This window comes from Pseudomonas sp. 30_B, from assembly GCF_017491605.1.
Taxonomy (GTDB): domain Bacteria; phylum Pseudomonadota; class Gammaproteobacteria; order Pseudomonadales; family Pseudomonadaceae; genus Pseudomonas.
The window spans coordinates 236,326-262,360 of record NZ_JAFGYY010000004.1; the positions used below are offsets into that span (position 1 = coordinate 236,326).

A 26,035-nucleotide genomic window follows, 5' to 3' on the forward strand; every position below is an offset into this window, starting at 1 on the left:
CGATTACGGCTGACGGGTTATAAAAATCGCGGACAAAAAAAACCCGGGTTCTGGGGGATGAATCCGGGTCAAGACCATTAGGAGTGTAACAATAAGGTACGCGATCCTCGGTACCTTCACCGGCGGGGCACTTGGGGGGAGATGCCGCGCACCGGTAACTACAAGTATTGGTCAAGATGACGCGGCTGCCACACAGGGCCGGGTGTTTTTTAAACGGATTTGGAATACATCACACCGGGCTGAGTCGCTTTCTCCGCCCTGCCTGCCTCAAGCCCGCGCCAGGGCTTCGATCAGGCCCAGCGTTTCCTCGATCACCGCGTCGCTGGTGTAGAAATGCGGCGAGAAGCGAATGCCGGCGCCGCGCTGGATGCAGACCACCTGTTCCGCACGCAGGCGCTCCAGCAGCTGCGCATTGTCCCAGCCGGCCAGGCTGAAGGTCAGGATGCCCGCGCGGCGCGCCGGATTCAGCGGACTGTGCAGGGCCGCACCGGAAATCCGTGCCAGACCCTCCTGCAACTGCTGCACGCGTTCCTCGACCAGGACGCCCACTTTGGCCATGCCCACTTCTTCCAGCAGGCTCAGGCTGGCCTCCAGCGCCACCGCGCCGAGCATGTTCGGGCTGCCGCACTCGAAGCGCCGCGCGCTGCGCGCCGGCTGCCAGTCGGCCGAGTCGTAGTTGCCGGCGTTTTCCAGCATGTGCCAGCCGTACTCCTGCAGCGCCAGTTGTTCCCGTTCGGCGGCGCGGCAATAGAACACGCCCAGGCCTTCCGGGCCGAGCATCCACTTGTGGCCGTCGGCCATGGCGAAGGCGCAGTCGTAGGCCTGGACGTCGAAGGGCAGGGCGCCGAGCTGCTGGATGGCGTCGATGCAGAACAGCACGCCGCGCTGGCGGCAGCCGGCGCCGAGGCGCTCCAGGTCCATGCGCAGCCCGCTGGCGTACTGCACGGCGCTGATCGACAGCAGGCGCGTGCGCGGGCCGCAGGCGGTGAGCAGATCACCCTCGGGGTCGGTACCGTTCAGGCTGACCTGGATGACCTCGACCCCCCTGGGCTTGAGCGCTTCCCAGACGACCCGGTTGGAGGGGAACTCCTGGTCGCTGATCACCACCTGGTCGCCGGCGCGCCAGTCCAGGCCGAAGGCGACGAACGACAGGGCTTCGGAGGTGTTCTTCACCAGTGCGATATCGCCGGTGGTCTGGGCGTTGAGCAGGCGTGCCAGACGCTCGCGCAGGCGCTTCTCGATGGTCAGCCACTGCGGGTAGTCGCGGGCGCCGATCAGGACGTTCTCCTGGGCAAAGGCGGCTACGGCGTCAGCCGCACGCTTGGGCCAGGGCGCTACAGCTGCGTGATTCAGGTAGCGCAGGCCGAACTGTTGGGGAAACTCGTGGGAAAAGCTAATCATGTCGGATGATCCGTGCAATTTGGCGCTGAATAGGCATAATACGCGGCTTCGAATTTTGACTATTTTTGACCGAACAGTCTTTTTATGCAGAAAGAGCCGCGCAAGGTTCGCGAATTCCGTCGTCGCGAACAGGAAATCCTCGACACCGCCCTCAAGCTGTTCCTGGAGCAGGGCGAAGACAGTGTCACGGTCGAAATGATCGCCGATGCCGTGGGTATCGGCAAAGGCACCATCTACAAACATTTCAAGTCCAAGGCGGAGATCTACCTGCGCCTGATGCTGGACTATGAGCGCGACCTGGCGGCGCTGTTCCATTCCGAAGACGTGGCGCGGGACAAGGAGCGTCTGTCGCGCGCCTACTTCGAGTTCCGCATGCGCGACCCGCAGCGCTACCGCCTGTTCGACCGCCTGGAAGAGAAGGTGGTGAAGACCAGCCAGGTCCCGGAGATGGTCGAGGAGCTGCACAAGATCCGCGAGTCCAACTTCGAGCGCCTGAGCCAGCTGATCAAGGAACGCATCGCGGCGGGCAAGCTGGAAGACGTGCCGGCCTACTTCCACTACTGCGCAGCCTGGGCGCTGGTGCACGGCGCCGTGGCGCTGTACCACTCGCCGTTCTGGCGCGAAGTGCTGGAGGACCAGGAAGGCTTCTTCCAGTTCCTCATGGACATCGGCGTGCGCATGGGTAACAAGCGCAAGCGCGACGGCGATACGCCGGCCGCCTGAGTCGATATTCGCGCTGCCGATCGTCGCTTGTGCGACAGGGTGGCGGGTGAGGGTGGGGATATACTCAATGGGTAATCCCCACCGGAGCCGAGCATGATCGTCGACCGCCAGGGCAGGCGCTTCCGCAACCTTCGGGTCAGCCTGACCGCCGCGTGCAACTATGCCTGCACCTATTGCGTGCCGGACGGCAAGCGTCTGGTCGCCGCCCAGGACGAGCTGTCGGCCGAATCCCTGGTCCGCGGTGTCGCCTACCTGATCGAAGCCGCCGGCATCGAACGCCTGCGGGTGACCGGCGGCGAGCCGCTGGTCAGTCCCAAGCTGGATGCCTTTCTCCACGGTGTCAGTCGCCTCGGTCTGCAGGACATCGCCATCACCACCAACGGCCAGCTGCTGTCGAAGAAGCTGCCGCTGCTGCTGGACTGCGGCATCCGCCGCCTCAACGTTTCCCTCGATACCCTGGATGCCGATGCCTTCCGCCGCATCGCCCGTGGCGGCGACCTGGCGACCGTGCTCAAGGGGCTCGACGAGGCCCGTGCGGCGGGGCTGAAGATCAAGCTCAACATGGTGCCGCTGCGCGGCCAGAACCTGGATCAGGTCCTGCCATTGCTGGACTACTGCCTGGAGCATGGCTTCGAGCTGCGCTTCATTGAGCTGATGCGCATGGGGCACCTGGCTCGTGATCCGAATGCCTTCAACCAGCAGTTCATCGCTATGCAGGAACTGCTGGAGCTGATCGGCGAACGTCATCCCTACATCCAGGCCAACGCGCCCGTGGATGCCACCGCGCTGCGCTACGAAGTGCCGGGGCAGGGCTTCTTCGGCGTGATCGCCAACGAAAGCGTGCCGTTCTGCCGGACCTGCTCGCGCCTGCGCTTGTCGTCCACCGGCTGGCTGCATGGCTGCCTGTCGTCGAGCAACCGCCATTATGTCGGCGATCTCCTCGACAAACCCCGTCACCAGGCCCTGCCGGCCCTCCAGCGCCTGCTGGTGCGTGCCCTGGCGGACAAGCAGGAAGTCGCCTTCTCCGGCGGCGTCACCGTCATGAAGATCATCGGCGGCTGATCCGCTAGTTCCCGTCGGCCTCCGGCTGAAGCAGAATGGGCGCCGCGTCGTAGCGGCGCATGGCTATCTGGCCGGGCACCGCTTCCTCGAGTCGCATTCCGGCCCGCGAAACCTCGCGGGCTGGGCGTTTTTCTCGCTCCTATCCTTTGTCCTTGTCCGTTGCACCGCGGGAGGTTGCATTGATGCAGGCACGTATCGAACTGGAACAGGGGTTCTGGTTCCTGGTGGTTGTAGCGCTGCTGTTGATTCTGTGCCTGTGGGGGAACGGCGATATCGCCTTCCTCAGCGTCAATGAGGCGCGGAGGGCGGTCACGGTTCGCGAGATGTACCAGGCGAACGACTGGCTGCTGCCGCACATGAACGGCGACCTTTATCTGGCTAAGCCGCCGCTCTTCTACTGGCTGGCATTGCTTCCGGTGTACCTGGCGGGTGGTGTGTCGGAGTGGGCCGTGCGCCTGCCGTCGGCGCTGCTTGCGCTCGCCACGCTGGCCGGCACCTTCTATTGGGGGCGCCGCATTGGCGGGCGCGGCGTCGGGATCTTCGCCTGCATCTTCCTGGCGGCCAACGCGGGGTTCGCCCAGTTCGCCCGCCGCGCGGAAATCGAGATGGCCCTGACGGCGTTCTGCTTCCTGTCGCTGCTCAGCGCTTACGTCTACCTGTTCGTCGATGGCCGCCGCCGCTGGAGCATCCTGAGCTACGCCCTGCTTGGTTGCGCCCTGCTGACCAAGGGGCCGGTCAGCCTGCTGCTGGTGACCCTGCCGGTGCTGGTCTTCGCCCTGATCCAGCGCCAGGAGCGCGCGCGCGCCTACCTGTGCGACATCCCCGGCTGGCTGATCGCCCTGTCGCTGGGGGCGTCCTGGTATGCCGCCGTGACCCTGCACGAGGGCATGGATGTCTGGAAGGCGATCTTCCAGCAGGACATCGTCGACAAGGTCAGCGGCAGCTTCGGCAGCGACCCCTGGTATGCCTATCTGCTGTACCTCGCCGGTGATTTTGCTCCGTTCTGTCTGTTGCTGCTGGTGGGACCGAGGCAACTCTGGCGGCAGATCCGGCAGAGTCCGCCGCTGCTCCTGGCGCTTTGCGCGACTCTCGTGCCGCTGGTGGTGTTCTCCCTGTTCAGCGACAAGCACGCCAAGTACCTCCTGCCGACCTACCCCTGTGTCGCCCTGCTGCTGGCGTATCACTGGGTTCAGGTCTTTTCCCGGATGGAGGGCTGGCGGCGCAAGGCCATGATCTGGGCGCCCCTGGTGCTGCTGTTTGGTTTTGTCGGCTTCTATACCGTCCTTGAACGCACCGTCTTCGCCTATCGCTACCAGGCGTTGCCGGAAGTCACCCGGATTGCTGCCGCACATCCCAGCCTGCCGCTCTACAGTCTCGAGGTTCCGGACATGCGCCTGGTGTATTACGCCGGGCGCCCCGTTACCCGTTTGTCGGCTGATTCGGCAGCCTCGGCCGCGGCCGGCCTGCTATTCGTGCCCGGAAAGTTGCCAGCCTCGCTGCAGGCGTCATCGCATTGCGTCAGCGACACGGTTCCGAAGTACCTCAGTCGTCGCAAGGAGCTGCAGGTCGTGCTGTTGGGCGGCGCCTGCGGTGGAGGTGATACGGCCACGCAGCCGGCCGTGGGAAATACCCATGGCTGAACAGCTGTTGCGCTGTGCGAGCGGGGCGCTTGTGCCGGTCGGTGGCGCGGAATCTGCATCCGACGGTCGAATGCCGGTTTCTCGACGCCGGCCGTGGAGACAAGACATGCGCACCCTTCTGGCGATTCTCGCCATGGCAGCCCTGGCGGGCTGCATGACGCCCAGCGACATGGCGGAACGCACCGGCTATTACGCGGGTGATGCCGGCTTCCTCGATCACAGCCAGGCACGCCGCACGGGGAACTGGCGCCTGCAGCCGGACTCCTTCATCTACATCGCCCAAGGCCCGTTCGTGCCGCCCGGTCACCCCTATTCGCGGCCGAACGTGGTGGCGGAGGAGGCGTTCAAGGGCTTCGTCGAGTATTTCCCGATGGTGCGCCGTGCCCAGGGGCCGTTGGGCCTTGAGGGCGCGATGAAGGAGGCGCGAGCGGTGGGGGCCAACTACCTGCTCTACACCCGCTTCGCGTACGGGGAAGACAACGCCGGCAGCTACGAGCAGTATGAAGACACCGACAACGCGGTCGGTCGCGACCGCAGCGTGATTCAGGTGATGCTGATCGAAACCGCCAACCGCTATCTGGTGGACAGTGCCACCATCCGCAGCCGCGGCGGTTTTCTGACATTCCTGGATGCCAGCCCCGATGACCTGATCGGACCGCCGCTGGAAGATTACGCCCGCAGTCTCCTGGGGGTGAAGACGCACGAGGAGTACCAATGAGCGACCCACTGAACCCTCCGGAGCGCGCCGGCAACCTGCTGGCGCAGATCCCTGCCACCAAGGGCCTGCCGCCCGTACATCTGTGGAACCCGGATTGTTGCGGTGACATCGACATGCGCATCGCCCGCGACGGCACCTGGTATTACCTGGGCACGCCGATCGGGCGCAAGCCCATGGTGCGGTTGTTCTCCACCATCATCCGCCGGGATGGCGACGACTATTTCCTGGTCACGCCGGTGGAAAAGTGCGGAATCACCGTCGATGACGCGCCGTTCGTCGCAATCAGCCTGGTTGTAGAGGGGGAAGGGGAGCAGCAGGTGCTGCGCTTTTCCACCAATGTCGAGGACGAGGTGGTGGCCGATGCCGAGCATCCGATTCGCGTGGAGCTCGACCCGCAGACCCAGGAGCCGTCGCCCTACGTGCTGGTGCGAGTGAACCTGGAGGCGCTGATCCATCGCAACGTGTTCTACCAACTGGTGGAGCTGGCAGTTCCGCGCGAAATCGACGGCGTCGAGTGGCTTGGCGTCTGGAGTTCGGGCGAGTTCTTCCCCATCGCGCCGCAACCGTGACTCCATAGTCTGAATGGGTCTGGTAGTTCTTTTTTTAGTCTGCTACACGCTCTCTGAAACAGGTTTCCGGCCAAAAAAAAGGCTCCCGAAGGGGAGCCTTTTTCGTTACCGCCAACGCATTACATGTTGGGGTAGTTCGGACCGCCGGTACCTTCCGGTGCCACCCAGGTGATGTTCTGGGCCGGGTCCTTGATGTCGCAGGTCTTGCAGTGCACGCAGTTCTGCGCGTTGATCTGGAAGCGCTTGCTGCCGTCGTCGTTGCTTACCACTTCGTACACGCCGGCCGGGCAGTAACGCTGCGCCGGCTCGTCGTAGAGCGGCAGGTTCTTCTGTACCGGGACGCTCGGGTCGGTCAGGCGCAGGTGGATCGGCTGGTCTTCCTCGTGGTTGGTGTTGGAGAGGAACACCGAGGAGAGCTTGTCGAAGCTGATCTTGCCGTCGGGCTTGGGGTAGTCGATCTTCGGTGCTTCGCTGGCCTTCTTCAGGGTCGCGTAGTCCGGCGTCGTGTCGTGCAGGGTGAACGGGATCTTGCCGCCGAAGATGTTCTGGTCGATGAAGTTGAACGCACCGCCACCGATGGCGCCGAACTTGTGGATGGCCGCGCCGAAGTTACGGCTGCGGAACAGCTCGTCGTAAAGCCAGCTGCCCTTGAACGCATCGACGTAGTTGGTCAGCTCGTCGCCGCCTTCACGGCCGGCGGCCAGGGCTTCGGCAACGGCGTCAGCAGCCAGCATGCCGGACTTCATGGCGGTGTGGCTGCCCTTGATCTTGGCGAAGTTCAGGGTGCCCAGGTCGCAACCGATCAGTGCGCCGCCCGGGAAGACCATCTTCGGCAGCGAGTTCAGGCCGCCCTTGCAGATGGCGCGAGCGCCGTAGGCCACGCGCTTGCCGCCTTCCAGGTACTGCTTGATCACCGGGTGGTGCTTGTAGCGCTGGAACTCGTCGAACGGCGACAGGTGCGGGTTGGTGTAGGACAGGTCGATGATCAGGCCGACCACCACCTGGTTGTTCTCCAGGTGATAGAGGAAGGAACCGCCCGGGTTCTCGTCGTTCAGCGGCCAGCCGGCGGTGTGCACCACCAGGCCCTGCTCGTGCTTGGCCGGGTCGATGTCCCAGATTTCCTTGATACCGATGCCGTAGTGCTGGGCGTCGGCTTCGCTGTCGAGCTTGTACTTCTTGATCAGCTGCTTGCCGATGTGGCCACGGCAGCCTTCGGCGAACAGGGTGTACTTGGCGCGCAGTTCCATACCGGGGGTGTAGTAACCCTCTTTCGGATTGCCTTCGCGGTCAACGCCCAGGTCGCCGGTGACGATGCCGCGCACCACGCCATTTTCGTCGATCAGCGCTTCCTGGGCGGCGAAGCCCGGGTAGATCTCGACGCCCAGGCCCTCGGCCTGCTGGGCCAGCCAGCGGCACAGGTTGCCCAGGGAGATGATGTAGTTGCCTTCGTTGTGCATGGTTTTGGGCACGAAGAAGTTCGGCACCTTGTCAGCCGCTTCCGGGCTCTTCAGCACATAGATGTCGTCACGCTTGACCGGGGTGTTCAGCGGCGCTTCGAGCTCTTTCCAGTTGGGGAACAGCTCGTTGAGCGCGCGCGGTTCGAACACGGCGCCGGAGAGGATGTGGGCGCCCACTTCGGAACCCTTCTCGACCACACAGACGCTGATTTCCTGACCGGCGTCGGCGGCCTTCTGCTTCAGTCGGCAAGCGGCGGACAGACCGGCAGGGCCGGCGCCGACGATGACGACGTCGAATTCCATAAATTCGCGTTCCACTATCGATCTCTCCTGAATCAAGGCTCTGGGCATTTTGTAGGTATTGGGTTGGGCGTGCCCCCACCCGGTAAGAGCGGGGCGCATTATAGCTAGACCTGTTGCTATATCTAAACCCTTTATCGAGCGCAATACAAACGTTTGTTTGAATCGCATGTAACCCTGATAGAATCGGGGTCCGCGGCTTATGAAGGGGTATTTTCGCGTATTGACCCGCCAGGGCGATGCGGTCAAGATACCTGCGGTTTTGCGGTCGCGGTCTCGCTGGATGTAGTCGCAGATGGCGTGCACTACCAGCCAGGCCTGTCTGGCGACATTCCTATTCACCGGAGAATAACGAGGAATCCATGAAGGTTCTTGTAGCTGTCAAACGAGTGGTTGACTATAACGTCAAGGTCCGCGTCAAGGCGGACAACTCCGGCGTCGATCTCGCCAACGTCAAGATGTCCATGAACCCCTTCTGCGAAATCGCCGTGGAAGAAGCCGTTCGCCTGAAAGAGAAAGGCGTCGCCACCGAGATCGTTGCGGTCTCCGTCGGCCCGACCGCCGCCCAGGAGCAACTGCGTACCGCGCTGGCTCTGGGTGCCGATCGCGCCATCCTCGTCGAATCCAACGACGAACTGAATTCCCTGGCTGTCGCCAAGGCCCTGAAAGCCATCGTGGACAAAGAGCAGCCGCAGCTGGTCATCCTCGGCAAGCAGGCCATCGACAGCGACAACAACCAGACCGGCCAGATGCTGGCTGCGCTGTCCGGCTACGCCCAGGGCACCTTCGCCTCCAAGGTCGAAGTCGCTGGCGACAAGGTCAACGTCACCCGTGAAATCGACGGCGGCCTGCAGACCGTTGCCCTGAACCTGCCGGCGATCGTCACCACCGACCTGCGCCTGAACGAGCCGCGCTACGCGTCGCTGCCGAACATCATGAAGGCGAAGAAGAAGCCGCTGGACGTGGTGACCCCGGACGCCCTGGGCGTTTCCACCGCTTCCACCGTGAAGACCGTGAAAGTCGAAGCGCCGGCTGCCCGCAGCGCTGGCGTCAAGGTCAAGTCCGTTGCCGAACTGGTCGAGAAACTGAAGAACGAGGCGAAAGTAATCTGATGGCTATCCTGGTAATCGCTGAGCACAACAACGGCGCTCTGGGCGCTGCCACCCTGAACACCGTCGCTGCCGCGCAGAAGATCGGTGGCGACGTCGTAGTCCTGGTCGCTGGCCAGAACGTCGGCAGCGTGGCCGAAGCCGCTGCCAAGATCGCAGGCGTTTCCAAGGTGCTGGTCGCCGACAACGCTGCCTACGCTCACCAGCTGCCGGAGAACGTTGCTCCGCTGATCGCTGAGCTGGGCAAGGGCTACAGCCACGTGCTGGCCGCCGCCACCACCAACGGCAAGAACTTCCTGCCGCGCGTTGCCGCCCTGCTGGACGTCGACCAGATCTCCGAGATCATCGAAGTCGTCAGCGCCGACACCTTCAAGCGCCCGATCTATGCCGGTAACGCCATCGCGACCGTGCAGTCCTCGGCTGCCGTCAAGGTCATCACCGTGCGTGGCACCGGCTTCGACGCCGTTGCTGCCGAAGGTGGTTCCGCCGCTGTCGAAGCCGTTTCCGGCCCGGCCGATGCCGGCAAGTCCGCCTTCGTCGGCGAAGAGCTGGCCAAGTCCGACCGTCCGGAACTGACCGCTGCCAAGATCGTCGTTTCCGGCGGCCGCGGCATGGGCAACGGCGACAACTTCAAGATCCTCTACGCCCTGGCCGACAAGCTGGGCGCCGCTGTCGGGGCTTCCCGCGCCGCGGTCGACGCCGGCTTCGTGCCGAACGACATGCAGGTCGGCCAGACCGGCAAGATCGTTGCTCCGCAGCTGTACATCGCGGTCGGCATCTCCGGTGCCATCCAGCACCTGGCGGGCATGAAGGATTCGAAAGTGATCGTTGCGATCAACAAGGACGAAGAGGCGCCGATCTTCCAGGTTGCCGACTACGGCCTGGTCGCCGACCTGTTCGAAGCCGTACCGGAGCTGGAAAAGGCCGTCTGAGCCTGATCCGCTTGCGTCAAGGAACCCGCCCCATGTGGCGGGTTCTTTCATTTCAGGTCCTTGATTCTGCTCTGAAAAGGCCTGTTTTCCGCGCGCATGACCCATTGGTCACGAAACTTCGCCGATAAGTCCCCGGACGAAGGTGTCTCATCTACAATGCGCGACGTCTCCAGTTCCTGAATGTGTTCAATCGACACCTGGCTACCGAGGTTTTCATGATCATCAAACCGCGCGTGCGTGGCTTCATCTGCGTCACTACCCACCCGACCGGCTGTGAAGCCAACGTCAAGGAACAGATCGAGTACGTCGAGGCGCATGGCCCCATCGCCAACGGTCCGAAGAAGGTCCTGGTCATCGGTTCCTCCACCGGCTACGGCCTGGCCGCGCGCATCAGCGCCGCCTTTGGCGCCGGCGCCGACACCCTGGGCGTGTTCTTCGAGCGTCCGGGCAGCGAGACCAAGGCCGGTACCGCCGGCTGGTACAACTCGGCCGCCTTCGAGAAGTTCGCCCACGCCAAGGGCCTGTATGCGCGCAGCATCAATGGCGATGCCTTCTCCGACGAAGTGAAGAAGGTCACCATCGAGACCATCAAGCAGGACCTGGGCAAGGTCGACCTGGTGGTCTACAGCCTGGCCGCGCCGCGCCGCACCCACCCGAAGACCGGCGAGGTCTTCAACTCCGTGCTCAAGCCGGTCGGCAAGACCGTCAACTTCCGTGGTCTGGATACTGACAAGGAAGTGATCAAGGAAAGCGTGATGGAGCCGGCCACTGCCGAGGAAATCGCCAACACCGTGGCGGTGATGGGCGGTGAAGACTGGCAGATGTGGATGGACGCGCTGCAGGAGGCCGGCGTGCTGGCCGATGGCGTGAAGACCACCGCCTTCACCTACCTGGGCGAAGAGATCACCCACGATCTGTACTGGAACGGCTCCATCGGCGCCGCCAAGAAGGATCTGGACCAGAAGGTCCTGGGCATTCGCGAGAAGCTGGCCGCCACCGGTGGTGACGCCCGCGTTTCCGTGCTCAAGGCCGTGGTCACCCAGGCCAGCTCGGCCATCCCGATGATGCCGCTGTACCTGTCGCTGTTGTTCAAGGTGATGAAGGAGAAGGGCACCCACGAAGGCTGCATCGAGCAGGTCGACGGTCTGTTCCGCGAAAGCCTGTACGGCGCCGAACCGCACCTGGACGCCGACGGCCGCCTGCGCGCCGACTACAAGGAGCTGCAGCCAGACGTGCAGAACACCGTGAAGGACCTGTGGGACAAGGTGACCAACGAAAACCTGTACCAGCTGACCGACTTCACCGGCTACAAGACCGAGTTCCTGCGCCTGTTCGGCTTCGAGATCGCCGGCGTGGACTACGAGCAGGACGTCAATCCGGACGTGCAGATTCCCAATCTGATCCAGCTCTGAGGTTGAAGCCTGGCCACTGGTCGGGCATCGGCTCAAACAGAAACGGCGCCCTGGGCGCCGTTTCTGCTTTTCGGGTCTGTCAGTTGGCTGCGGTGGCCGGTGCCTGGCTCTGCTTGAGGAAATCCAGATACAGCTGGGCGGTTTCCTCCGGCCGTTCGATCATCGGTACATGGCCGCAATCGCGCAGGATGGCTACGCTGGGTTTCTTCAGCAGGGGTTTCATCACGTCGATGCTGGACACGTCCAGCACCCGGTCACGGTCGCCCCACAGCAGCAGGGTCGGCGCGGTGATCTTCGGCAGTTCCGGCTCCAGCGGGATGTAGCGTTCACGCAGTTGCTGGAAGACCCTGTTGTTGAAGGCGCTGCGCTCCAGCGAACGCTCCGCCAGGTAGTGTTCCAGCCGCGAGGGCATGGGCGGCCGCTGCACGAAGACGAAGTCGAGCAGGGCAGGGAAGTCGTCCACCGAACGCAGCACCAGCGGGTTGTCCTCGCCCTTGCTCAGGCGCTGGAACAGTTCGCTCTGACGGGGCGCCATGACTCCGGCGTTGTCGAACAGGCCGGCCGACAGCACTTCGTTCGGGTGGCGCGCGGCAAGCAGGGCGGCGATGTGACCGCCCATGGAGTTGCCGACCACGTGGTAGCGACCGATGCCCAGCTCGCGCATGAAGTCCGCCAGGCGTTCGGCCTGGGTGCCGACGTCGTAGCTGATGTTGGAAGGTTTGCTGCTGTCGCCGAAGCCCGGAAGGTCCACGGCGATGACGTGGTAGCGGTCGGTGAGGAAGCGGGCGAAGCGCAGCCAGTTGCTCTTGTCGGCGCCGAAACCGTGGACCAGCAGGATGGTCTGGGCCTTGTCCGGACCTCCCTCGTAGTAGCGGATGTCGAGGTCGTCCGCCGTCTGGCTGCGTTCGCTGAGGCCCGCGCGGCTGCTTTCGGCGAACTGCGCGGTGGCCAGCAGCGTGGAGGGGAAGGCATAGAGGATGCCCGCCGAGGCGGCGAGCAGCAGGACGAGGAACAGAAGGGCTTTCTTCATGAGAAGTCCTTATTACCAAATCGGATGGTGTGCTTTACGCTAGCATTTTGCAGGTCTAAGCATGACCGTTCTTACTTCCGGTAAGCGAGATTAACCATGCTCCATTACTCGATGATGCTGCGTGCAGCTCTTCTGCTGGTGACCTTTTCGGCTCCCCTGGTGGGGCTCGCCGCGGGCAAGTGCGAGCGCCTGGTCGCCACGGGCAACCCCGAATACCCGCCCTACCTGTGGCGCGACCCGATGAAGCCCGAGCGCCTGATCGGCGCCAATGCCGACCTGCTGCAGGAAATCGGCAAGGCCATTGGCGTCGACATCCGGGTGATTTATACCGGCTCCTGGGCACGGGCGCAGGAGGAAGCGCGACTGGGGCGCGTCGACCTGATCGCCGGCGCCTTCCTGACGCCGGCGCGGATGGAAACCATGGACTACGTCCATCCCGCCTTCCTCACCACCGACAGCGTGGTCTGGACCCGCAAGGACGCCACCATCCCCTATGCACACTGGGAGGACCTGCGCGGCCTGAAGGGCGGCACCCTGGTGAACAACAGTTTTGGCGCGGATTTCGACGCCTTCGCCAAGCAGCAGCTGACCCTGGAGGAGGTGCCCAGCTTGACCCAGGCCTTCCAGAAGCTGCTGCTCAAGCGCTCCGATTATGTGATCTACGAGCACTATCCCGGCCTGGCCGTGGCCGCTACCCTCGGCATGCTGGATGACCTCCAGCCGCTGGAACCGGCAGTCTCCAGCGAGGGTCTGTACCTGACCCTGGCGCACAACTCGGCCTGCAACGACCCGTGGCTGCGCGGACAACTGGCGAAAAAAATGACAGAATTGACGGCCGCCGGAGTCCCGCAGCGCCTGCTGCAGGACAACCTGGCCCGCTGGAAGGGGCAGCAGTTGCAGCCCGCCAGCACTCCCACCCAGTAGGACAACAGATTTCGTGATCAATCGACGGATGATGGCCGCCGGTCTGGCTCTTTTTGCCCTGGCCGGTTGTGCAACGAACGACCCGGCACCCACCGAGCAGATGCGCCTCACCGAGCAGGCGCTGGAGCAGGCCAAGGCCGTGGGCGCAACGGATGATGTAGCGGAGCTCAAGCTCGCCGAGGACAAGTACCAGGCCGCCAAGGGCGCCCTGGCGGTGGAGTCGAACAAGAAGGCACGGCAGCTCGCCGAGCAGGCCGAACTCGATGCCCGCCTTGCCGAGGCCAAGGAGCTGACGCGCAAGAGCGCGAATCAGTTGGCCGAGCAGAGCAAGAGCATCAATCGTCTGCGCAAACAGTTGGGAGAAGCACAATGACTTCGCTGCAACTGTTGCGTCTCGCGGCACTGGGCTCCGTGGTCGCGCTGGCGGGCTGCGCCAACAGCCAGCTGAGCGAAAAGTCCCTGGAACAGGCGCGCAGCCAGTTCCAGTCCGTGAAGGAAGATTCCGCGGTGCTGCGCAGTGCGCCCAAGGACGTGATCCGCGCGGGCGAGTCCCTGGCGCGTGCCGAGCGCCTGTCCAACTACTGGGGCAGCAGCGATGACGTGCTGCAGTACTCCTACCTCAGCCAGCGCTACAGCGAGATCGCCCGCGAGCACAGCAACTACGCACTGAACCAGGAGCTCCTGGCCAAGCAGCAGCTCGAGCGCGAGCGCCTGCAACTGGCCATGCGTGAAGCGCGCCTGGCCAACGTGCAGGAGCAGAACAAGTGGCTGGAGCAGCAGATGGTCAGCCTGGCCACCAACGAAACCGAGCGCGGCCTGGTACTGACCCTGGGTGACGTGCTGTTTGACAGCGGCGAGGCGGACCTCAAACCCGCCGCCAACCGCACCGTGCTCAAGGTGGTGCAGTTCCTCCAGCTCAACCCGCGGCGGGTGATCCGCATCGAAGGCTATACCGACAGCGACGGCGACCAGCAGCTGAACCAGCAGCTGTCGAAGGATCGCGCGCAGGCGGTGGCGGACGCACTGTCCGACCTGGGCGTCGACCCCAAGCGTATCCAGGTGCAGGGCTACGGCGAGGCCTATCCGGTGTCGGACAATGCGTCGTCGCTGGGCCGTGCGCAGAACCGCCGGGTCGAGATCGTCTTCTCCGACGAAAAGGGCCAGCTGGGCGCCGAGCGCTGAGCGCACACGGTTACATCGGGTTGCAAATGAAGCCCCGGAGCAGCCTGCTCCGGGGCTTTTTGCTGGGGCATCTCGAAATTGTTCGAGGTCTGCGTTGGCGAAAATAATCCCCAGCGACTAATCCCCATGCTGGGGAGCCACCAGCGAGAGACGTAAATGCTGTCCGAAAAAAAGACCTTGAACGTGATTGTGGCCGATGCCCAGCCGATGATCGGCTGGGGGCTGGAGCATTATCTGGCCGACCACTGCGACGCTCAGGTGAAAGCCTATGTCAGCGACACGGAGAGTCTGCTGACCGCTTTGAGCGAATGGACCGATACCGACCTGCTGATCATGGAAATGGCGTTGCCGGGAGAGCGTGGGCGCGACGGCGTACACCTCATCGAATGGCTGCGCCGCCACTATCCCAACGTACAGATCCTGGTGTACTCGCTGCTCGGCGCCCCGCTGATGGCGGCGTCGGTGGTGAAGTGCGGTGCGCTGGGCTACGTTTGCAAGCGCAGCGCCCTGAGCGTGCTCACCGATGCGATTCAGCGCGTTCGCCGTGGCGAAACCTACATCGACCCGACGCTGCGCCAGCCGCGCCATACCGGACGACCGCTGAGCCCCACCGAGATGGATATCATCCGCCGCCTCGCCCACGGCGCTACCGTTGGCGAGATCGCCGAGCGCACCAACCGCAGCGTCTCGACCATCAGCACCCACAAGCGCAACGCCATGCAGAAGCTGGGCCTGACCAGTGACGCGCAGCTGGTCGCCTTCGGCGTACTGGACTGGCTCGGCGAGGTCTGACGCCTCACACCCCACGCGGCGCTGGTCAGCGGTAACTGTAACGCGCACAATCCCTGTCACTGTTCTGGAACAGTTGCGGCTTTTTAGCTACTGTTTCGGTCCAATGACCGAGGGATGGCCGTCATGTCCAATCTGCTTCTGTACCAGCGCATCGCCCAGCAACTGGCCGAAGACATCCGCCGTGGTGTCTACCAGCCGGGCGAGCGCGTGCCGTCCGTGCGCAAGCTGAGCACCCAGCTCAACGTCAGCCATGCCACGGTGTTGCAGGCCTATGCCACCCTCGAAGACCAGGGGCTGATCCGCGCGCGTCCGCAGTCCGGCTACTACGTGCATCGCACGCCGGCGTTGACTGCGTCGACCCCGGATATCGCCCGGGTCGAGCGTCCCGGCCTGGTCACCCGCAGCAGCATCATCAACCAGGTGCTCGCCGAGGCGCGCCGCGAAGGCGTGTTCCCGCTGGGCGCCGCGGTGCCGCATGTGGACTACCTCCCGGTCCGGGCGCTGCACCAGCAGTTGGCCAAGGTCACCCGCTTCTCCAGCCCGCGCGCCTTCAGCTACATGTTCAGCCCCGGCTACGAGCCGCTGCGCCGCCAGGTGGCGATCCGCATGCGCGATGCCGGCGTGGTGGTCGACCCGACCCAGGTGACCATCACCCACGGTTGCGTGGACGCCATCCACATGGCGCTTCGGGTGATGACCCGTCCGGGCGACCTGATCGCCACCGAGTCGCCGAGCTACTACGGCCTGCTGCAGTTGGCCGACATCCTCGGCCTGAAGGTCATCGAGATTCCCAGCGACCCGCTCACCGGCATCAGCCTGGAGGCGCTGCAACTGGCCGCCAACCAGTGGCCGATCAAGGCGCTGGTACTGACCCCGCGCCTGAGCAACCCGCTGGGCGGCACCATCCCCGAAGAGCGCCAGAAGCAACTGCTCAAGCTCACCGCCGAGCACAACATCGGCGTGATCGAGGACGACATCTACGGCGAGCTGATGTTCGACCAGGGCCAGACCAAGGCGCTCAAGGCCCACGACCGCGATGGCCGGGTGGTGTACTGCTCCAGCTTCTCCAAGACCATTTCCCCCGGCGTGCGCATCGGCTGGATCATCACCGAGCGTTACCAGGAGGAAATCCGCCGCCTGCAGACCTTCACCACCCATTCGGCGTGCACCGTCACCCAGATGGGCGTGGCGGCCTACCTGGAGAACGGCGGCTACGACCGGCACCTGCGCTATATCCGCCAGGAGTACCGCAAGAACATGACCGCCTACCAGCTGGCGGTGCAGCAGTACTTCCCCGAAGGCACGCAGATGACCCGGCCCAAGGGCGGCTTCATCCTCTGGGTCAGCCTGCCGGCCAAGGTGAATACGAAGGAGCTGCACGTGCGCGCGCTGGAGCAGGGCATCAGCATCGCGCCGGGGCTGATCTTCAGTAACACCGAACAGTTCAACAACTGTCTGCGCCTGACCTGCGGCATCCCCTGGGACCGCGAGGCGGAGCGGGCGATCATGACCCTCGGCATGCTGGCCTGTCAGCTGTGCCAGGAAGGGCTGATCGCGGCCTGATCGGCAAATCGCACCCATGCTGCAGGTGAGCACCCGTACCTGTAGGAGCGAGCTTGCTCGCGAACAGATCTCGCCCGGTCATATCGATGTTGGGTTGTTCGCGAGCAAGCTCGCTCCTACGAAAAGCTCCGGTTCCACGCTGCGTTAACCCGTTTCCCCACAGGGTCTCGTCTGAGGAGTTGAATCCCTCCACGAGGCCGCCGCCATGTCGCTTCCCGTTCACTTCCTTCGCCCTGCCGCCCAGGGCTTTGCCATCGGTCTGCTGATCGCCGTCGCCGGCTGCGGTATTTCCCGCGAGGGCGAGCCGAAGCAGAAGGCCGCCGCGAACACCGATGCCATCCAGGTCGAGCCGCTCGCCAAGCCGGCCAGCCCTCCGCCCGCGCCTCGTCTGGAGGAGAGCGCAAAGGTGCAGCGCGCCGCCGGCTACGTCGCCCAGGCTCCGGTCGCGAGCATCATGCCCGCGCCCATGGCGGACATGCAGCAGCCCGGCTACGTGGACGTGCCCCGCGAGCAATACCAGACGCTGCCGGACAACCCGATCCACTCCGTCGCCCAGGACCCGGTGTCCACTTTCAGTATCGATGTGGACACCGGCAGCTATGCCAACGTCCGGCGCATCCTCAATGAAGGCCGGCTGCCGCCCAAGGGCGCGGTGCGGCTGGAGGAAATGGTCAACTACTTCCCCTACGACTACGCGCTGCCCGGCGATGCCGCATCGCCCTTCGGCATCACCACCGAACTCGCTCCCTCGCCGTGGAACCCGAATACCCGCCTGCTGAGGATCGGCATCAAGGCGTCGGATCGCAGCGTGGCGGAACTGCCGCCGGCCAACCTGGTGTTCCTGGTGGATGTCTCCGGCTCCATGGACCGCCGCGAGGGCCTGCCGCTGGTGAAGAGCACCCTGAAGTTGCTGGTGGACCAGTTGCGCGACCAGGACAAGGTGTCCCTGGTGGTCTATGCCGGCGAATCGCGGGTGGTGCTGGAGCCGACTTCCGGACGTGACAAGGCGACCATCCGCAATGCCATCGAACAGCTCCAGGCGGGCGGTTCCACCGCCGGCGCCTCGGGCATCGAACTGGCCTACCGGATGGCGCAGAAGGGCTATCTGGACAAGGGCATCAACCGCATCCTGCTGGCCACCGACGGCGACTTCAACGTCGGCATCAGCGACTTCGAGACGCTCAAGCAGATGGCCGCCGAGAAGCGCCGCAGCGGCGTGTCGCTGACCACCCTCGGCTACGGCGTGGACAACTACAACGAGCAGCTCATGGAGCAGCTGGCCGATGCCGGCGACGGCAACTACGCCTACATCGACAACCTGCGCGAGGCGCGCAAGGTGCTGGTGGAGCAGCTCAGTTCGACCCTGGCGGTAGTGGCCAAGGATGTGAAGATCCAGCTCGAATTCAACCCGGCCCAGGTCAGCGAATACCGTTTGCTGGGCTACGAGAACCGCGCCCTCAAGCGCGAGGATTTCAGCAACGACAAGGTGGATGCCGGCGAGATCGGCGCTGGGCATACGGTCACCGCGCTCTACGAGATAGTCCCGGCCGGCGGCAAGGGCTGGCTGGAGCCGTTGCGTTACCAGAACAGTGCCGCGAAAGCCGATGCCAAGGGCGATGAACTGGCCCTGCTGCGGGTGCGCTACAAGGGCCCGCAGGGCGGCGCCAGTCAACTGATCGAGCGCCCGATCCGCGCCGCCGAGCAGCGCTCCGACATTGCCCAGGCCAGCGACGACCTGCGCTTCGCCGCCGCCGTTGCCGCCTTTGCCCAGCAACTGGAGGGCGGTCGCTACACCGGTGCCTTCGACATCGGCGATACTGTGCAGCTGGCTCGCGCCGCGCGGGGCGATGATCGCTTCGGCCTGCGTGCGGAGTTCGTCCAGCTCGCCGAGCTGGCGCAGAGCCTGCAGACCCCGGTACCCGAACAGGCACGGATCGAGTGATGTGAACATACCCCTCAGGGACGACAGTGACGCCGCACTGCTGCGGCGTTATCGACAAGGTGACGCCGAGGCCTTCGCCGAGCTCTACGCTCGCCATCGCCTCGGCCTGTTCCGCTTTCTCTGCGGCCTGTGCGGCGACAACGCACAGGCCGAGGAAGTCTTCCAGGAAACCTGGCTGAGTCTGGTGCGCAGCGACAGCCAGCCGGGATCGGCCAGCTTCAAGACCTGGCTTTACCAGATCGGCCGTAACCGGCTGATCGACCACTGGCGCAAGCTCGGTCGGCACCAGGGGCGCCAGGAGAGCTTCGATGAGCAATTGCACGGCGAAGCGCTGTCCGGCGAAAGCGAGGACCCCGAGCGCGAGCTGGTCCTGAGCCGTGATCAACAGCGCCTGCAGGGCGCGCTGGAGGCGCTGCCAGAGGAACAGCGCGAAGTGTTCCTGCTGCGCGCCCACGGCGACCTGGAACTGAACGAGATTGCCGAGCTGACGCGAACCCCGGCCGAGACGGTGAAGAGCCGGCTGCGCTACGCGATGCAGAAACTGCGCCGGTTGCTGTCCGACCCGGCGGCGACCGAGGAGGTGAGCCCATGAACCGCGATCCGCACGAGCAGGAGCTGCTCGAGCACTACCGCCGGCACAGCGATGAGCAGCCGTCGGCGCAGCTGGACGCGCGCATCCTGGCCGCTGCACGTGCCGCCGTGCAATTGCGCAAACCGAGCCTGGCCGAACGCCTGCGCCACTGGCTGCTGGGCTCCGGCAGCCGCCAGCGCTGGGGTGTCGCCGTGGCCGGTCTGGCGACTCTGGGGATTGGTCTGAGCCTGACGATGCGCACTTTCGAGGAAGCGCCGCAGCGGTTCGACGCGCCCGTCGCACCGGCGATGATGCAAGCGGCGCCACCGGCTCCGAAGCCTGCCATGGCCCCTGCTGCGCCCCCCGCCGCCGAGCCGGCGGAGGCCAAGCGCAAGGCCGAGTCCGTCGCCCGTGGCATCACCAACCAGCAGCCTGCGGCGAAGGTGTCCGGTGCGCTGGCGGAGGAGGCCGCGTCCGTCACCGCGATGGCAGATGCCATGGCGCCGGATGAGCCCCAGGCCAGTCTGCTGCGCCTGCGCGTGTTGCAGGAGCAGGGCAGGGAGGATGACGCTCGTGCGCTGCGCCAAACCCTGCAGCGGCAGTTCCCGAAGCTGGATATCGACGCCGCGCTGCGCGCTCTTCCGCCCAAGCCTTGACCGATGACAGGCCGCCGCAAGGCGGCCTTTGACAGACTCAGGGGGTAGCAGTAAATCCTTGTGATAACTGGCCTCTTGCCATGGCCTTCGACTCGCGCCAGCATTGCGCGTTTTTTCCCGCTTGCCCGATCATGAAGTACAGTCGAATCCTCCTTGCCGCCTGCCTGACACTGCTACTCGCCGCCTGTGGCGACGAGCACAAGGACAAGGCTCCCAGCCCGCCGCCCGCGCAGTCCACAGCAGCGCCCATCGCCGCGCCGGCACCGAAGCCGGCCGCTGAACAGCCGCGCGAGTCGGAAGCCGCGCCGTCCGCGGCCGAGCCGGTGGCGTCGGCCAAGGCGCCAGCGATTGAATCGGCGACCAAGCCCGAAGCGAAAGCGCCTGCCAGGCACGAGGGGGAGGCGGCCCCCAAGGCGAGGACGGTGAAGAAGCCGGAGGTTGATCCCGCCATCAAGCATCCGCTGCCACCGGTGACACTGGATCTGCGTCTGCCCAGGGACCTGGTGAAGCAGCTGCAGCCGGACGAGCCGGTGCTGGAAGTGGAAGAGAAACCGATCCTGCCGCCGATGTTCGGTGAGAAGACCGGACAGAGTCCGTTCGAAGTGGGTGGCCGGCTGATCCAGCGCGAACGCAACGAACGCGAAACCAACGACGACAGCTGGCACTCGGAAATCCGCGGCGCGGAGCTGCAGTTCCAGTTCCGCAACTGATCTGCCGCTGTAGGAGCGAGGGGGACGCCTGGTTCTTGCTCGCGCACCGCACGCTGCCGGGACTTCAGGGCGAGCATCGATGCAGATCGCGGACAGAGTCCGCTCCTACGAAACGCTGTCCAGTACGCGCGCCAGTCTGCTTGTGTAGGAGCGGACTCTGTCCGCGATGGAACTCCAATCAGGCACCGCGATACCCGTGGCGTAGGGCATACAACCGCGAACGGTTGTACGCCCTACGGGGCGAATCTCAGAACCGATACTCGCCGCGCCGGATCGCCTCGAACAGCCCGCCATCCAGTGCACGGTAGCTCGCCTCGCCGGGCAGGCGGACGAACAGGGCTTCGCTCACCTGTTGCGGGTCGTAGGCGCTGCGTTTGAGGTCGGTCTTCTTGTACTTGAAGGTTCCGGTGGTCTCGACCTGCTGCAACAGGCGCAGGAACAGCGGCACGGCGTAGGCCGGCAGCGCGCAGTCCAGGTGCTCGGCCAGTTGCGTGCCGTCGAGGCTGGCGCCATCGCGCAGGCGCAGCGCGGCCATCCCGCAGCGGCCGTTGGTGCCGGGAATCTCCACGCCATAGACCACCGCATCCTCGACGGCCGGGAAGGCGCCCAGGGCGTTTTCCACCTCGGTGGTCGAGACGTTCTCGCCTTTCCAGCGGAAGGTGTCGCCCAGGCGGTCGACGAACTGGGTGTGCTTGAAGCCGATGTCGCGCATCAGGTCGCCGGTGTTGAACCAGGCATCGCCCTTCTTGAACACGTCGCGGTAGATCACCGCCTCGCTCTTGGACGGGTCGGTGTAACCATCGAACGGCCACTTGTCGCTGATCTCGCTGATCAGCAGGCCCGCCTCGCCCTTGTCGACCTTCTCCATGAAGCCCTTGGCGCCGCGCACCGGCTGGTCGTTCTCCAGGTCGTAGCGCACGATGGCGTAGGTGGCGGGGGAGAAGCCCACGGTGTTGTCGAAGTTGAAGACGTTGGTGAAGCCGATGTTGCCTTCGCTGGAGGCGTAGAACTCGGTGATCCGCTCGATGCCGAAGCGCTCCTTGAACTCGTTCCAGATCGACGGGCGAAGGCCGTTGCCGATCATGCAGGTCAGGCTGTTGCCGCGTTCCTCCGGGCATTCCGGCTGGTTGAGCAGGTAGCGGCAAAGCTCGCCGATGTAGCCGAAGCAGGTGGCCTGGTAGGTCTTCACGTCCTTCCAGAAGGCGCTGGCGGAGAAACGACGGCGCAGGGCGATGGCCGCGCCGCCGGCCAGCGCCGCGCTCCAGCACACGGTGACGGCGTTGTTGTGGTAGCAGGGCAGGGTCAGGTAGATCACGTCGCTGTGCGTAAGGCCTAATCCTGAATGACCGAAGCCGCCGTAGGCCTTGATCCACTTGCCGTGGCTCATGATCGAGGCTTTCGGCAGGCCGGTGGTGCCGGAGGTGTAGATGTAGAAGCAGGCGTCCTTCAGGCGGACCTGGGCGGTTTCCGCCAGGTTGGTCGAGTTCTGCTCCTGGGCCATGCGCATCAGGTTGTGCCAGCCCACCGGCGGCTGGCTGGGTTCGCTCAGGGTGTCGCCGTCGGCCACCCAGTAGCAGCGTCCGCCGCTGTTTTCCAGCACCGGACGGACATCCTCGAAGGCTTCGCGCAGTTCCTCGCCGACCACGAAGTGGCTGGGCTTGACCAGGTTGAGGCTATGGCTGAGCACCTGGCCGCGCTGGGTGGTGTTGACCAGTGCGCCGATGGCGCCGAGCTTGGCCAGCGCGGCGAGCACCACCATCAGCTCGGCGCGGTTCTCCAGCATCACGGCGACTACGCTGCCATGGCCCACGCCCTCGGCCTGGAAGGCTCGCGCCAGGCGGTTGGCCCAGCCGTTGAAAAGGGCGTAGGACAGGCGTCGGCGTTCATCGATCAGCGCTGGATTGTCCGGATACAGGCGTGCGGCGCGCTCCAGCGCCCAGCCCAGGGAGAGATTCTTCTCGCGGTTGCGGATGCCGGTGTAGTACAGCCCGCGCAACATGCGCGGCACGCGGCCGAGGGTGGCCGGCAGATGGGCGAGGAAGCGGGTCGGGGTAATCAGGTCGGCGTGGGTCATGGCTCTCGCGCTTTGTCGTTGTTCTGCGGGAACTGGCGTCCCATCACTCTAGGAGGTGTTTGCGCATCGAGGCTATGACTCGGACGCGCGGTGCGTCAGGCAGTTCGGCAAATGGGGCGCCGAAGGGACAGCGGCACGCCGTAGGATGGGTGGAGCCTGCGATACCCATCTCTTGCGGCATGGGTATCGCTCCGCTCCACCCATCCTACGGATAGTCAGTCGAGGAACAGGTCCGGCACCAGCGAGCCTCCGTCCGGATCGTAGCGGTACTGCTCGAAATCGGTCTGGCCCTGTTCGCGCAGGATTTCCTCGTCGATCAGCAGGCGTCCGCTGATGCTGCGCTCGGTGCTGGAGAGAATGGCGTAGGCGGCGTCGGCCATGATCGCCGGGGTACGGGCGCGCTTGAAGGCGTCGCGGCTGCCTAGTTCGAACTCGATGGCGGCGGTGGCGATCATGGTCTGCGGCCACAGCGAGTTAACGCTGATGCCGTAACGCTTGAACTCCTCGTGCATGCCCAGCGTGAGCATGCTCATGCCGTACTTGGTGACGGTGTAGGGGCCGTGCTGGGCGAACCATTTGTTGGCGATGTTCAGCGGTGGCGACAGGCTGAGGATGTGGCCCTGGCTCTGCTTCAGGTAGGGCAGTGCGGCCTGGCTGCAGACCATCACGGCGCGGGTGTTGATCTGGTACATGAGGTCGAAGCGCTTGGGCTCCAGGCGCTCCACGCCGACCAGCTTGATGGCGCCGGCGTTGTTCACCACGGCGTCGATGCCGCCGAAGTGCTCGGCGGCCTTGGCCATGGCCTCGCGCACGGCGTTCTCGTCGCGTACGTCCAGTTGCAGGGCCAGGGCCTTGCCGCCGGCGGCTTCGACTTCCGCGGCGACGCTGAAGATGGTGCCTTCGAGTTTCGGGTGGGGCTCGGCGCTCTTGGCGGCGATGACGATGTTGGCGCCATCGCGGGCGGCGCGCAGGGCGATCTCGCGGCCGATGCCACGGCTGGCGCCGGTGATGAAGAGGGTTTTGCCGGAAAGGGACATGTGGGGGCTCCGTGTTCTTGTTGTTTGTCGGACGGCATCGCGGATGAATCCGCTCCTAAGAAATGTGTTTCCTGATGGCGGGTGTGCTCGGGCCTGCCCTCACCCTAACCCTCTCCCGGAGGGAGAGGGGACTGTCCACAGCGAGGATGAAGTCCGTGCCACCCGACAACGCCGATCGGCCCCCTCTCCTAGGGGAGAGGGCTGGGGTGAGGGGATGAGAGGTTCAGGCGGACTCCAGCGCCTCGACCTCCACCAGCAACTGCCGGGATTTCACCTGCTCACCCTTGCTCACCTGCACCCGGCGGATCACGCCGTCGACGCCGGCCTTGAGCGGGTGCTCCATCTTCATCGCCTCCAGCACCAGCAGCAGCTGGCCCTTGCTGACCCGCGTGCCCTCGGCCACCAGCACGTCGACGATGGCGCCATCCATCGGCGCTTTCACCGTGCCGGAGCCCGCGCCAGCGGCGGCGCCAGCCGGTTCGTGGGTGACGTCCTGCAGTTCCAGGTTGCCGTCCGCGCCGTACAGCCACAGACGCGTGCCGTCGCGGTGGAACGGCAGGCGGCGGCGGATGCCGTCGGCTTCGAGGATCGCATCGCCGTTTTCTTCTCCCAGAAGACGCAGCGCAATCCGCATCTCGCCGATACGTGCTAGCAGCGCGGGCTGCGCCCCGTGTTCGCGAACCTCCAGTTCGACGACGAACTTGTCCTCGCCCTGCTTGAGGGCGAAGCGCCACGGCGCACTGCCCGCGCTGCGCCAGCCGGAAAGGCCGGGCTGGTGCGCGCGATCGCTGGCCGAGGCCTGGTAGAGCAGGGCGGCGGCGCAGGCCAGTTCCAGCGCCTGCGGCTGGCGCGGGGCCAGGCTCGGGTCGCCGGCGAACTGCTCGCCGATGAACGCGGTGGTGGCCTTGCCGGCGGCGAATTCCGGGTGCCTGAGCAGGTTGGCGAGGAAGCGCTGGTTGCCGGTCACGCCCAGCAGCACGCAATCCTCGACGGCGCGCACCAGCTTGCGCCGGGCCTCGTCGCGGGTGGCGCCGTAGGCGATGACCTTGGCCAGCATCGGGTCGTAGAACGGCGTCACCGGCTGGCCTTCGCGCAGGCCGTGGTCGATGCGGATGCCGTCCAGTTGCGGTGGCGTCCAGCGCAGTACCTGGCCGGTCTGCGGGAGGAAGCCGTTACCTGCGTCCTCGGCGTACAGGCGCACTTCGATGGCGTGGCCCTTGAGCTGGATCTGCTCCTGGGTCAGCGGCAGCGGATGACCCTCGGCGACGCGGATCTGCCAGGCCACCAGGTCCTGGCCGGTGACCAGCTCGGTGACCGGGTGCTCCACCTGCAGGCGGGTGTTCATCTCCAGGAAGTAGAAGGCACCGCTGGCCTCCAGCAGGAACTCCACGGTGCCGGCGCCGACGTAGTTCACCGACGCGGCGGCTTTCACCGCAGCCTCGCCCATGGCGGCGCGCAGCTCCTCGCTGAGCACCGGGCAGGGCGCTTCCTCGATGACCTTCTGGTGGCGGCGCTGCACCGAGCAGTCGCGCTCGCCGAGGTAGACGATGTGGCCGTGGCGGTCGCCGAATACCTGGATTTCCACGTGGCGCGGCTGCACCACGGCTTTCTCCAGGATCAGCTCGCCGCTGCCGAAGGCGTTCTGCGCTTCCGAGCGCGCGGTGCGCAGCTGTTCGGCGAGGTCTTCACTGCGGGTCACCAGGCGCATGCCGCGCCCGCCGCCGCCGGCGCTGGCCTTGATCATCAGCGGGTAGCCGATGCGCTGCGCTTCGCGGGTCAGCGTGGCGTCGTCCTGCTCCGTGCCTTCGTAGCCGGGGATGCAGGGCACACCGGCTTCGAGCATGGCGATCTTCGACAGGCGCTTGCTGCCCATCAGGTGGATGGCTTCCACGCCGGGACCGATGAAGACGATGCCGGCGGTCTCGCAGGCGCGGGCGAAGTCGGCGTTCTCCGAGAGGAAACCGTAGCCGGGGTGGACGGCGCTGGCGCCGGTGCGTTTCGCCGCGTCGAGAATCGCTTCCGGCTTCAGGTAGGACTGGCCTACGGGGGACGGGCCGATGCACACGGCTTCGTCGGCCAGTTGCACATGGCGGGCGTTGGCGTCGGCCTCGCTGTACACGGCGACAGTGCGGTAGCCCAGGTCGTGGGCGGTGCGGATCACCCGGCAGGCGATCTCGCCACGGTTGGCGATGAGGATCTTGTCGAAACTGGGCATGGGGGTTTCCTCGGGG

Annotated in this window: 23 protein-coding genes; 17 read left to right on the top strand and 6 right to left on the bottom strand. The window is 65.1% G+C overall.

What is annotated here, in order from left to right; translation table 11 throughout:
* Window positions 1-267 precede the first annotated feature (267 nt).
* Complete coding sequence (locus J5M67_RS06220) at window positions 268-1,401, bottom strand: aminotransferase class V-fold PLP-dependent enzyme (protein WP_207884448.1); 1,134 nt, start codon at window positions 1,399-1,401, stop codon at window positions 268-270.
* 84 nt (window positions 1,402-1,485) lie between these two features.
* On the opposite strand from J5M67_RS06220, the gene J5M67_RS06225 reads away from it, so the two are divergent.
* The 5 genes from J5M67_RS06225 to J5M67_RS06245 all read left to right on the top strand — a co-directional run bounded on the left by J5M67_RS06225 (window position 1,486) and on the right by J5M67_RS06245 (window position 6,113).
* Window positions 1,486-2,124: a TetR/AcrR family transcriptional regulator gene (locus tag J5M67_RS06225; protein ID WP_152224531.1), complete on the top strand. Its 639-nt coding sequence runs from the start codon at window positions 1,486-1,488 to the stop codon at window positions 2,122-2,124.
* 93 nt (window positions 2,125-2,217) lie between these two features.
* Complete coding sequence (locus J5M67_RS06230; RefSeq protein ID WP_207884449.1) at window positions 2,218-3,186, top strand: GTP 3',8-cyclase MoaA; 969 nt, start codon at window positions 2,218-2,220, stop codon at window positions 3,184-3,186.
* 182 nt (window positions 3,187-3,368) lie between these two features.
* Window positions 3,369-4,826, top strand: coding sequence for a glycosyltransferase family 39 protein (locus tag J5M67_RS06235; RefSeq protein ID WP_207884450.1), 1,458 nt, complete (start codon window positions 3,369-3,371; stop codon window positions 4,824-4,826).
* Between the two features lie 106 nt (window positions 4,827-4,932).
* Window positions 4,933-5,544, top strand: coding sequence for a DUF4823 domain-containing protein (locus J5M67_RS06240; RefSeq protein WP_207884451.1), 612 nt, complete (start codon window positions 4,933-4,935; stop codon window positions 5,542-5,544).
* An 8-nt stretch (window positions 5,545-5,552) separates the two neighbouring features.
* On the top strand, window positions 5,553-6,113 hold the full coding sequence (locus J5M67_RS06245; RefSeq protein ID WP_207884498.1) for a DUF1285 domain-containing protein: 561 nt from the start codon (window positions 5,553-5,555) through the stop codon (window positions 6,111-6,113).
* A 119-nt stretch (window positions 6,114-6,232) separates the two neighbouring features.
* Here J5M67_RS06245 and J5M67_RS06250 read toward each other — a convergent pair whose 3' ends face one another.
* Window positions 6,233-7,921: an electron transfer flavoprotein-ubiquinone oxidoreductase gene (locus J5M67_RS06250; RefSeq protein WP_207884452.1), complete on the bottom strand. Its 1,689-nt coding sequence runs from the start codon at window positions 7,919-7,921 to the stop codon at window positions 6,233-6,235.
* A gap of 311 nt (window positions 7,922-8,232) precedes the next feature.
* On the opposite strand from J5M67_RS06250, the gene J5M67_RS06255 reads away from it, so the two are divergent.
* The 3 genes from J5M67_RS06255 (at window position 8,233) to fabV (ending at window position 11,323) form a co-directional block, all read left to right on the top strand.
* Window positions 8,233-8,982: an electron transfer flavoprotein subunit beta/FixA family protein gene (locus J5M67_RS06255; protein WP_207884453.1), complete on the top strand. Its 750-nt coding sequence runs from the start codon at window positions 8,233-8,235 to the stop codon at window positions 8,980-8,982.
* Window positions 8,982-9,911, top strand: coding sequence for an electron transfer flavoprotein subunit alpha/FixB family protein (locus J5M67_RS06260; RefSeq protein WP_207884454.1), 930 nt, complete (start codon window positions 8,982-8,984; stop codon window positions 9,909-9,911). Before J5M67_RS06255 ends, J5M67_RS06260 begins: the two co-directional genes overlap by 1 nt.
* A gap of 215 nt (window positions 9,912-10,126) precedes the next feature.
* Complete coding sequence (gene fabV / locus J5M67_RS06265) at window positions 10,127-11,323, top strand: enoyl-ACP reductase FabV (protein WP_207884455.1); 1,197 nt, start codon at window positions 10,127-10,129, stop codon at window positions 11,321-11,323.
* Between the two features lie 79 nt (window positions 11,324-11,402).
* Here fabV and J5M67_RS06270 read toward each other — a convergent pair whose 3' ends face one another.
* Window positions 11,403-12,353 (bottom strand): alpha/beta fold hydrolase, encoded by a 951-nt coding sequence (locus J5M67_RS06270; protein WP_207884456.1) that lies wholly within the window; start codon window positions 12,351-12,353, stop codon window positions 11,403-11,405.
* A gap of 111 nt (window positions 12,354-12,464) precedes the next feature.
* Between J5M67_RS06270 and J5M67_RS06275 the strand changes: the two genes are divergently transcribed.
* From J5M67_RS06275 to J5M67_RS06315, 9 genes are all read left to right on the top strand, one after another.
* Window positions 12,465-13,277, top strand: a complete 813-nt coding sequence (locus tag J5M67_RS06275) for an ABC transporter substrate-binding protein (RefSeq protein ID WP_243434539.1) — start codon at window positions 12,465-12,467, stop codon at window positions 13,275-13,277.
* 13 nt (window positions 13,278-13,290) lie between these two features.
* The gene (locus tag J5M67_RS06280) at window positions 13,291-13,650 is read left to right on the top strand and encodes a DUF4398 domain-containing protein (protein WP_207884458.1); all 360 of its coding nucleotides are present in this window, start codon (window positions 13,291-13,293) and stop codon (window positions 13,648-13,650) included.
* Window positions 13,647-14,459 (top strand): OmpA family protein, encoded by an 813-nt coding sequence (locus J5M67_RS06285; RefSeq protein ID WP_207884459.1) that lies wholly within the window; start codon window positions 13,647-13,649, stop codon window positions 14,457-14,459. The genes J5M67_RS06280 and J5M67_RS06285 overlap by 4 nt, the downstream gene beginning before the upstream one ends.
* A 156-nt stretch (window positions 14,460-14,615) precedes the next feature.
* On the top strand, window positions 14,616-15,251 hold the full coding sequence (locus J5M67_RS06290) for a response regulator transcription factor (protein ID WP_207884460.1): 636 nt from the start codon (window positions 14,616-14,618) through the stop codon (window positions 15,249-15,251).
* 123 nt (window positions 15,252-15,374) lie between these two features.
* Entirely contained in the window at window positions 15,375-16,814 is a 1,440-nt protein-coding gene (locus tag J5M67_RS06295) for a PLP-dependent aminotransferase family protein (RefSeq protein WP_207884461.1), read from the top strand.
* Between the two features lie 205 nt (window positions 16,815-17,019).
* On the top strand, window positions 17,020-18,756 hold the full coding sequence (locus J5M67_RS06300; protein ID WP_207884462.1) for a VWA domain-containing protein: 1,737 nt from the start codon (window positions 17,020-17,022) through the stop codon (window positions 18,754-18,756).
* A 1-nt stretch (window position 18,757) separates the two neighbouring features.
* A complete protein-coding gene (locus J5M67_RS06305; protein ID WP_207884463.1) occupies window positions 18,758-19,348 on the top strand; it encodes an RNA polymerase sigma factor in 591 nt (196 codons plus the stop codon).
* The gene (locus J5M67_RS06310) at window positions 19,345-19,983 is read left to right on the top strand and encodes a hypothetical protein (protein WP_207884464.1); all 639 of its coding nucleotides are present in this window, start codon (window positions 19,345-19,347) and stop codon (window positions 19,981-19,983) included. The genes J5M67_RS06305 and J5M67_RS06310 overlap by 4 nt, the downstream gene beginning before the upstream one ends.
* 80 nt (window positions 19,984-20,063) lie before the next feature.
* A complete protein-coding gene (locus J5M67_RS06315; protein ID WP_207884465.1) occupies window positions 20,064-20,693 on the top strand; it encodes a hypothetical protein in 630 nt (209 codons plus the stop codon).
* A 247-nt stretch (window positions 20,694-20,940) separates the two neighbouring features.
* Here J5M67_RS06315 and J5M67_RS06320 read toward each other — a convergent pair whose 3' ends face one another.
* From J5M67_RS06320 to atuF, 3 genes are all read right to left on the bottom strand, one after another.
* Window positions 20,941-22,767, bottom strand: coding sequence for a long-chain-acyl-CoA synthetase (locus J5M67_RS06320; RefSeq protein ID WP_207884466.1), 1,827 nt, complete (start codon window positions 22,765-22,767; stop codon window positions 20,941-20,943).
* Between the two features lie 215 nt (window positions 22,768-22,982).
* The gene (locus J5M67_RS06325; protein ID WP_207884467.1) at window positions 22,983-23,804 is read right to left on the bottom strand and encodes an NAD(P)-dependent oxidoreductase; all 822 of its coding nucleotides are present in this window, start codon (window positions 23,802-23,804) and stop codon (window positions 22,983-22,985) included.
* 223 nt (window positions 23,805-24,027) lie between these two features.
* Window positions 24,028-26,019 carry a geranyl-CoA carboxylase subunit apha gene (gene atuF, locus J5M67_RS06330; protein ID WP_207884468.1) on the bottom strand — a complete coding sequence of 664 codons (1,992 nt, stop codon included), beginning with the start codon at window positions 26,017-26,019 and terminating at the stop codon, window positions 24,028-24,030.
* Window positions 26,020-26,035: the final 16 nt, after the last annotated feature.

Coding starts and splice junctions, on each gene's coding strand:
- J5M67_RS06270 (WP_207884456.1), bottom strand. CDS start 12,353: ATGAAGAAAGCCCTTCTGTTCCTCGTCCTGCTGCTCGCCGCCTCGGCG.
- J5M67_RS06225 (WP_152224531.1), top strand. CDS start 1,486: ATGCAGAAAGAGCCGCGCAAGGTTCGCGAATTCCGTCGTCGCGAACAG.
- J5M67_RS06255 (WP_207884453.1), top strand. CDS start 8,233: ATGAAGGTTCTTGTAGCTGTCAAACGAGTGGTTGACTATAACGTCAAG.
- J5M67_RS06275 (WP_243434539.1), top strand. CDS start 12,465: ATGATGCTGCGTGCAGCTCTTCTGCTGGTGACCTTTTCGGCTCCCCTG.
- J5M67_RS06235 (WP_207884450.1), top strand. CDS start 3,369: ATGCAGGCACGTATCGAACTGGAACAGGGGTTCTGGTTCCTGGTGGTT.
- fabV (WP_207884455.1), top strand. CDS start 10,127: ATGATCATCAAACCGCGCGTGCGTGGCTTCATCTGCGTCACTACCCAC.
- J5M67_RS06250 (WP_207884452.1), bottom strand. CDS start 7,921: ATGCCCAGAGCCTTGATTCAGGAGAGATCGATAGTGGAACGCGAATTT.
- J5M67_RS06325 (WP_207884467.1), bottom strand. CDS start 23,804: ATGTCCCTTTCCGGCAAAACCCTCTTCATCACCGGCGCCAGCCGTGGC.
- J5M67_RS06240 (WP_207884451.1), top strand. CDS start 4,933: ATGCGCACCCTTCTGGCGATTCTCGCCATGGCAGCCCTGGCGGGCTGC.
- J5M67_RS06230 (WP_207884449.1), top strand. CDS start 2,218: ATGATCGTCGACCGCCAGGGCAGGCGCTTCCGCAACCTTCGGGTCAGC.
- J5M67_RS06310 (WP_207884464.1), top strand. CDS start 19,345: ATGAACCGCGATCCGCACGAGCAGGAGCTGCTCGAGCACTACCGCCGG.
- J5M67_RS06295 (WP_207884461.1), top strand. CDS start 15,375: ATGTCCAATCTGCTTCTGTACCAGCGCATCGCCCAGCAACTGGCCGAA.
- J5M67_RS06290 (WP_207884460.1), top strand. CDS start 14,616: ATGCTGTCCGAAAAAAAGACCTTGAACGTGATTGTGGCCGATGCCCAG.
- J5M67_RS06285 (WP_207884459.1), top strand. CDS start 13,647: ATGACTTCGCTGCAACTGTTGCGTCTCGCGGCACTGGGCTCCGTGGTC.
- J5M67_RS06260 (WP_207884454.1), top strand. CDS start 8,982: ATGGCTATCCTGGTAATCGCTGAGCACAACAACGGCGCTCTGGGCGCT.
- J5M67_RS06300 (WP_207884462.1), top strand. CDS start 17,020: ATGTCGCTTCCCGTTCACTTCCTTCGCCCTGCCGCCCAGGGCTTTGCC.
- atuF (WP_207884468.1), bottom strand. CDS start 26,019: ATGCCCAGTTTCGACAAGATCCTCATCGCCAACCGTGGCGAGATCGCC.
- J5M67_RS06320 (WP_207884466.1), bottom strand. CDS start 22,767: ATGACCCACGCCGACCTGATTACCCCGACCCGCTTCCTCGCCCATCTG.
- J5M67_RS06220 (WP_207884448.1), bottom strand. CDS start 1,401: ATGATTAGCTTTTCCCACGAGTTTCCCCAACAGTTCGGCCTGCGCTAC.
- J5M67_RS06315 (WP_207884465.1), top strand. CDS start 20,064: ATGGCCTTCGACTCGCGCCAGCATTGCGCGTTTTTTCCCGCTTGCCCG.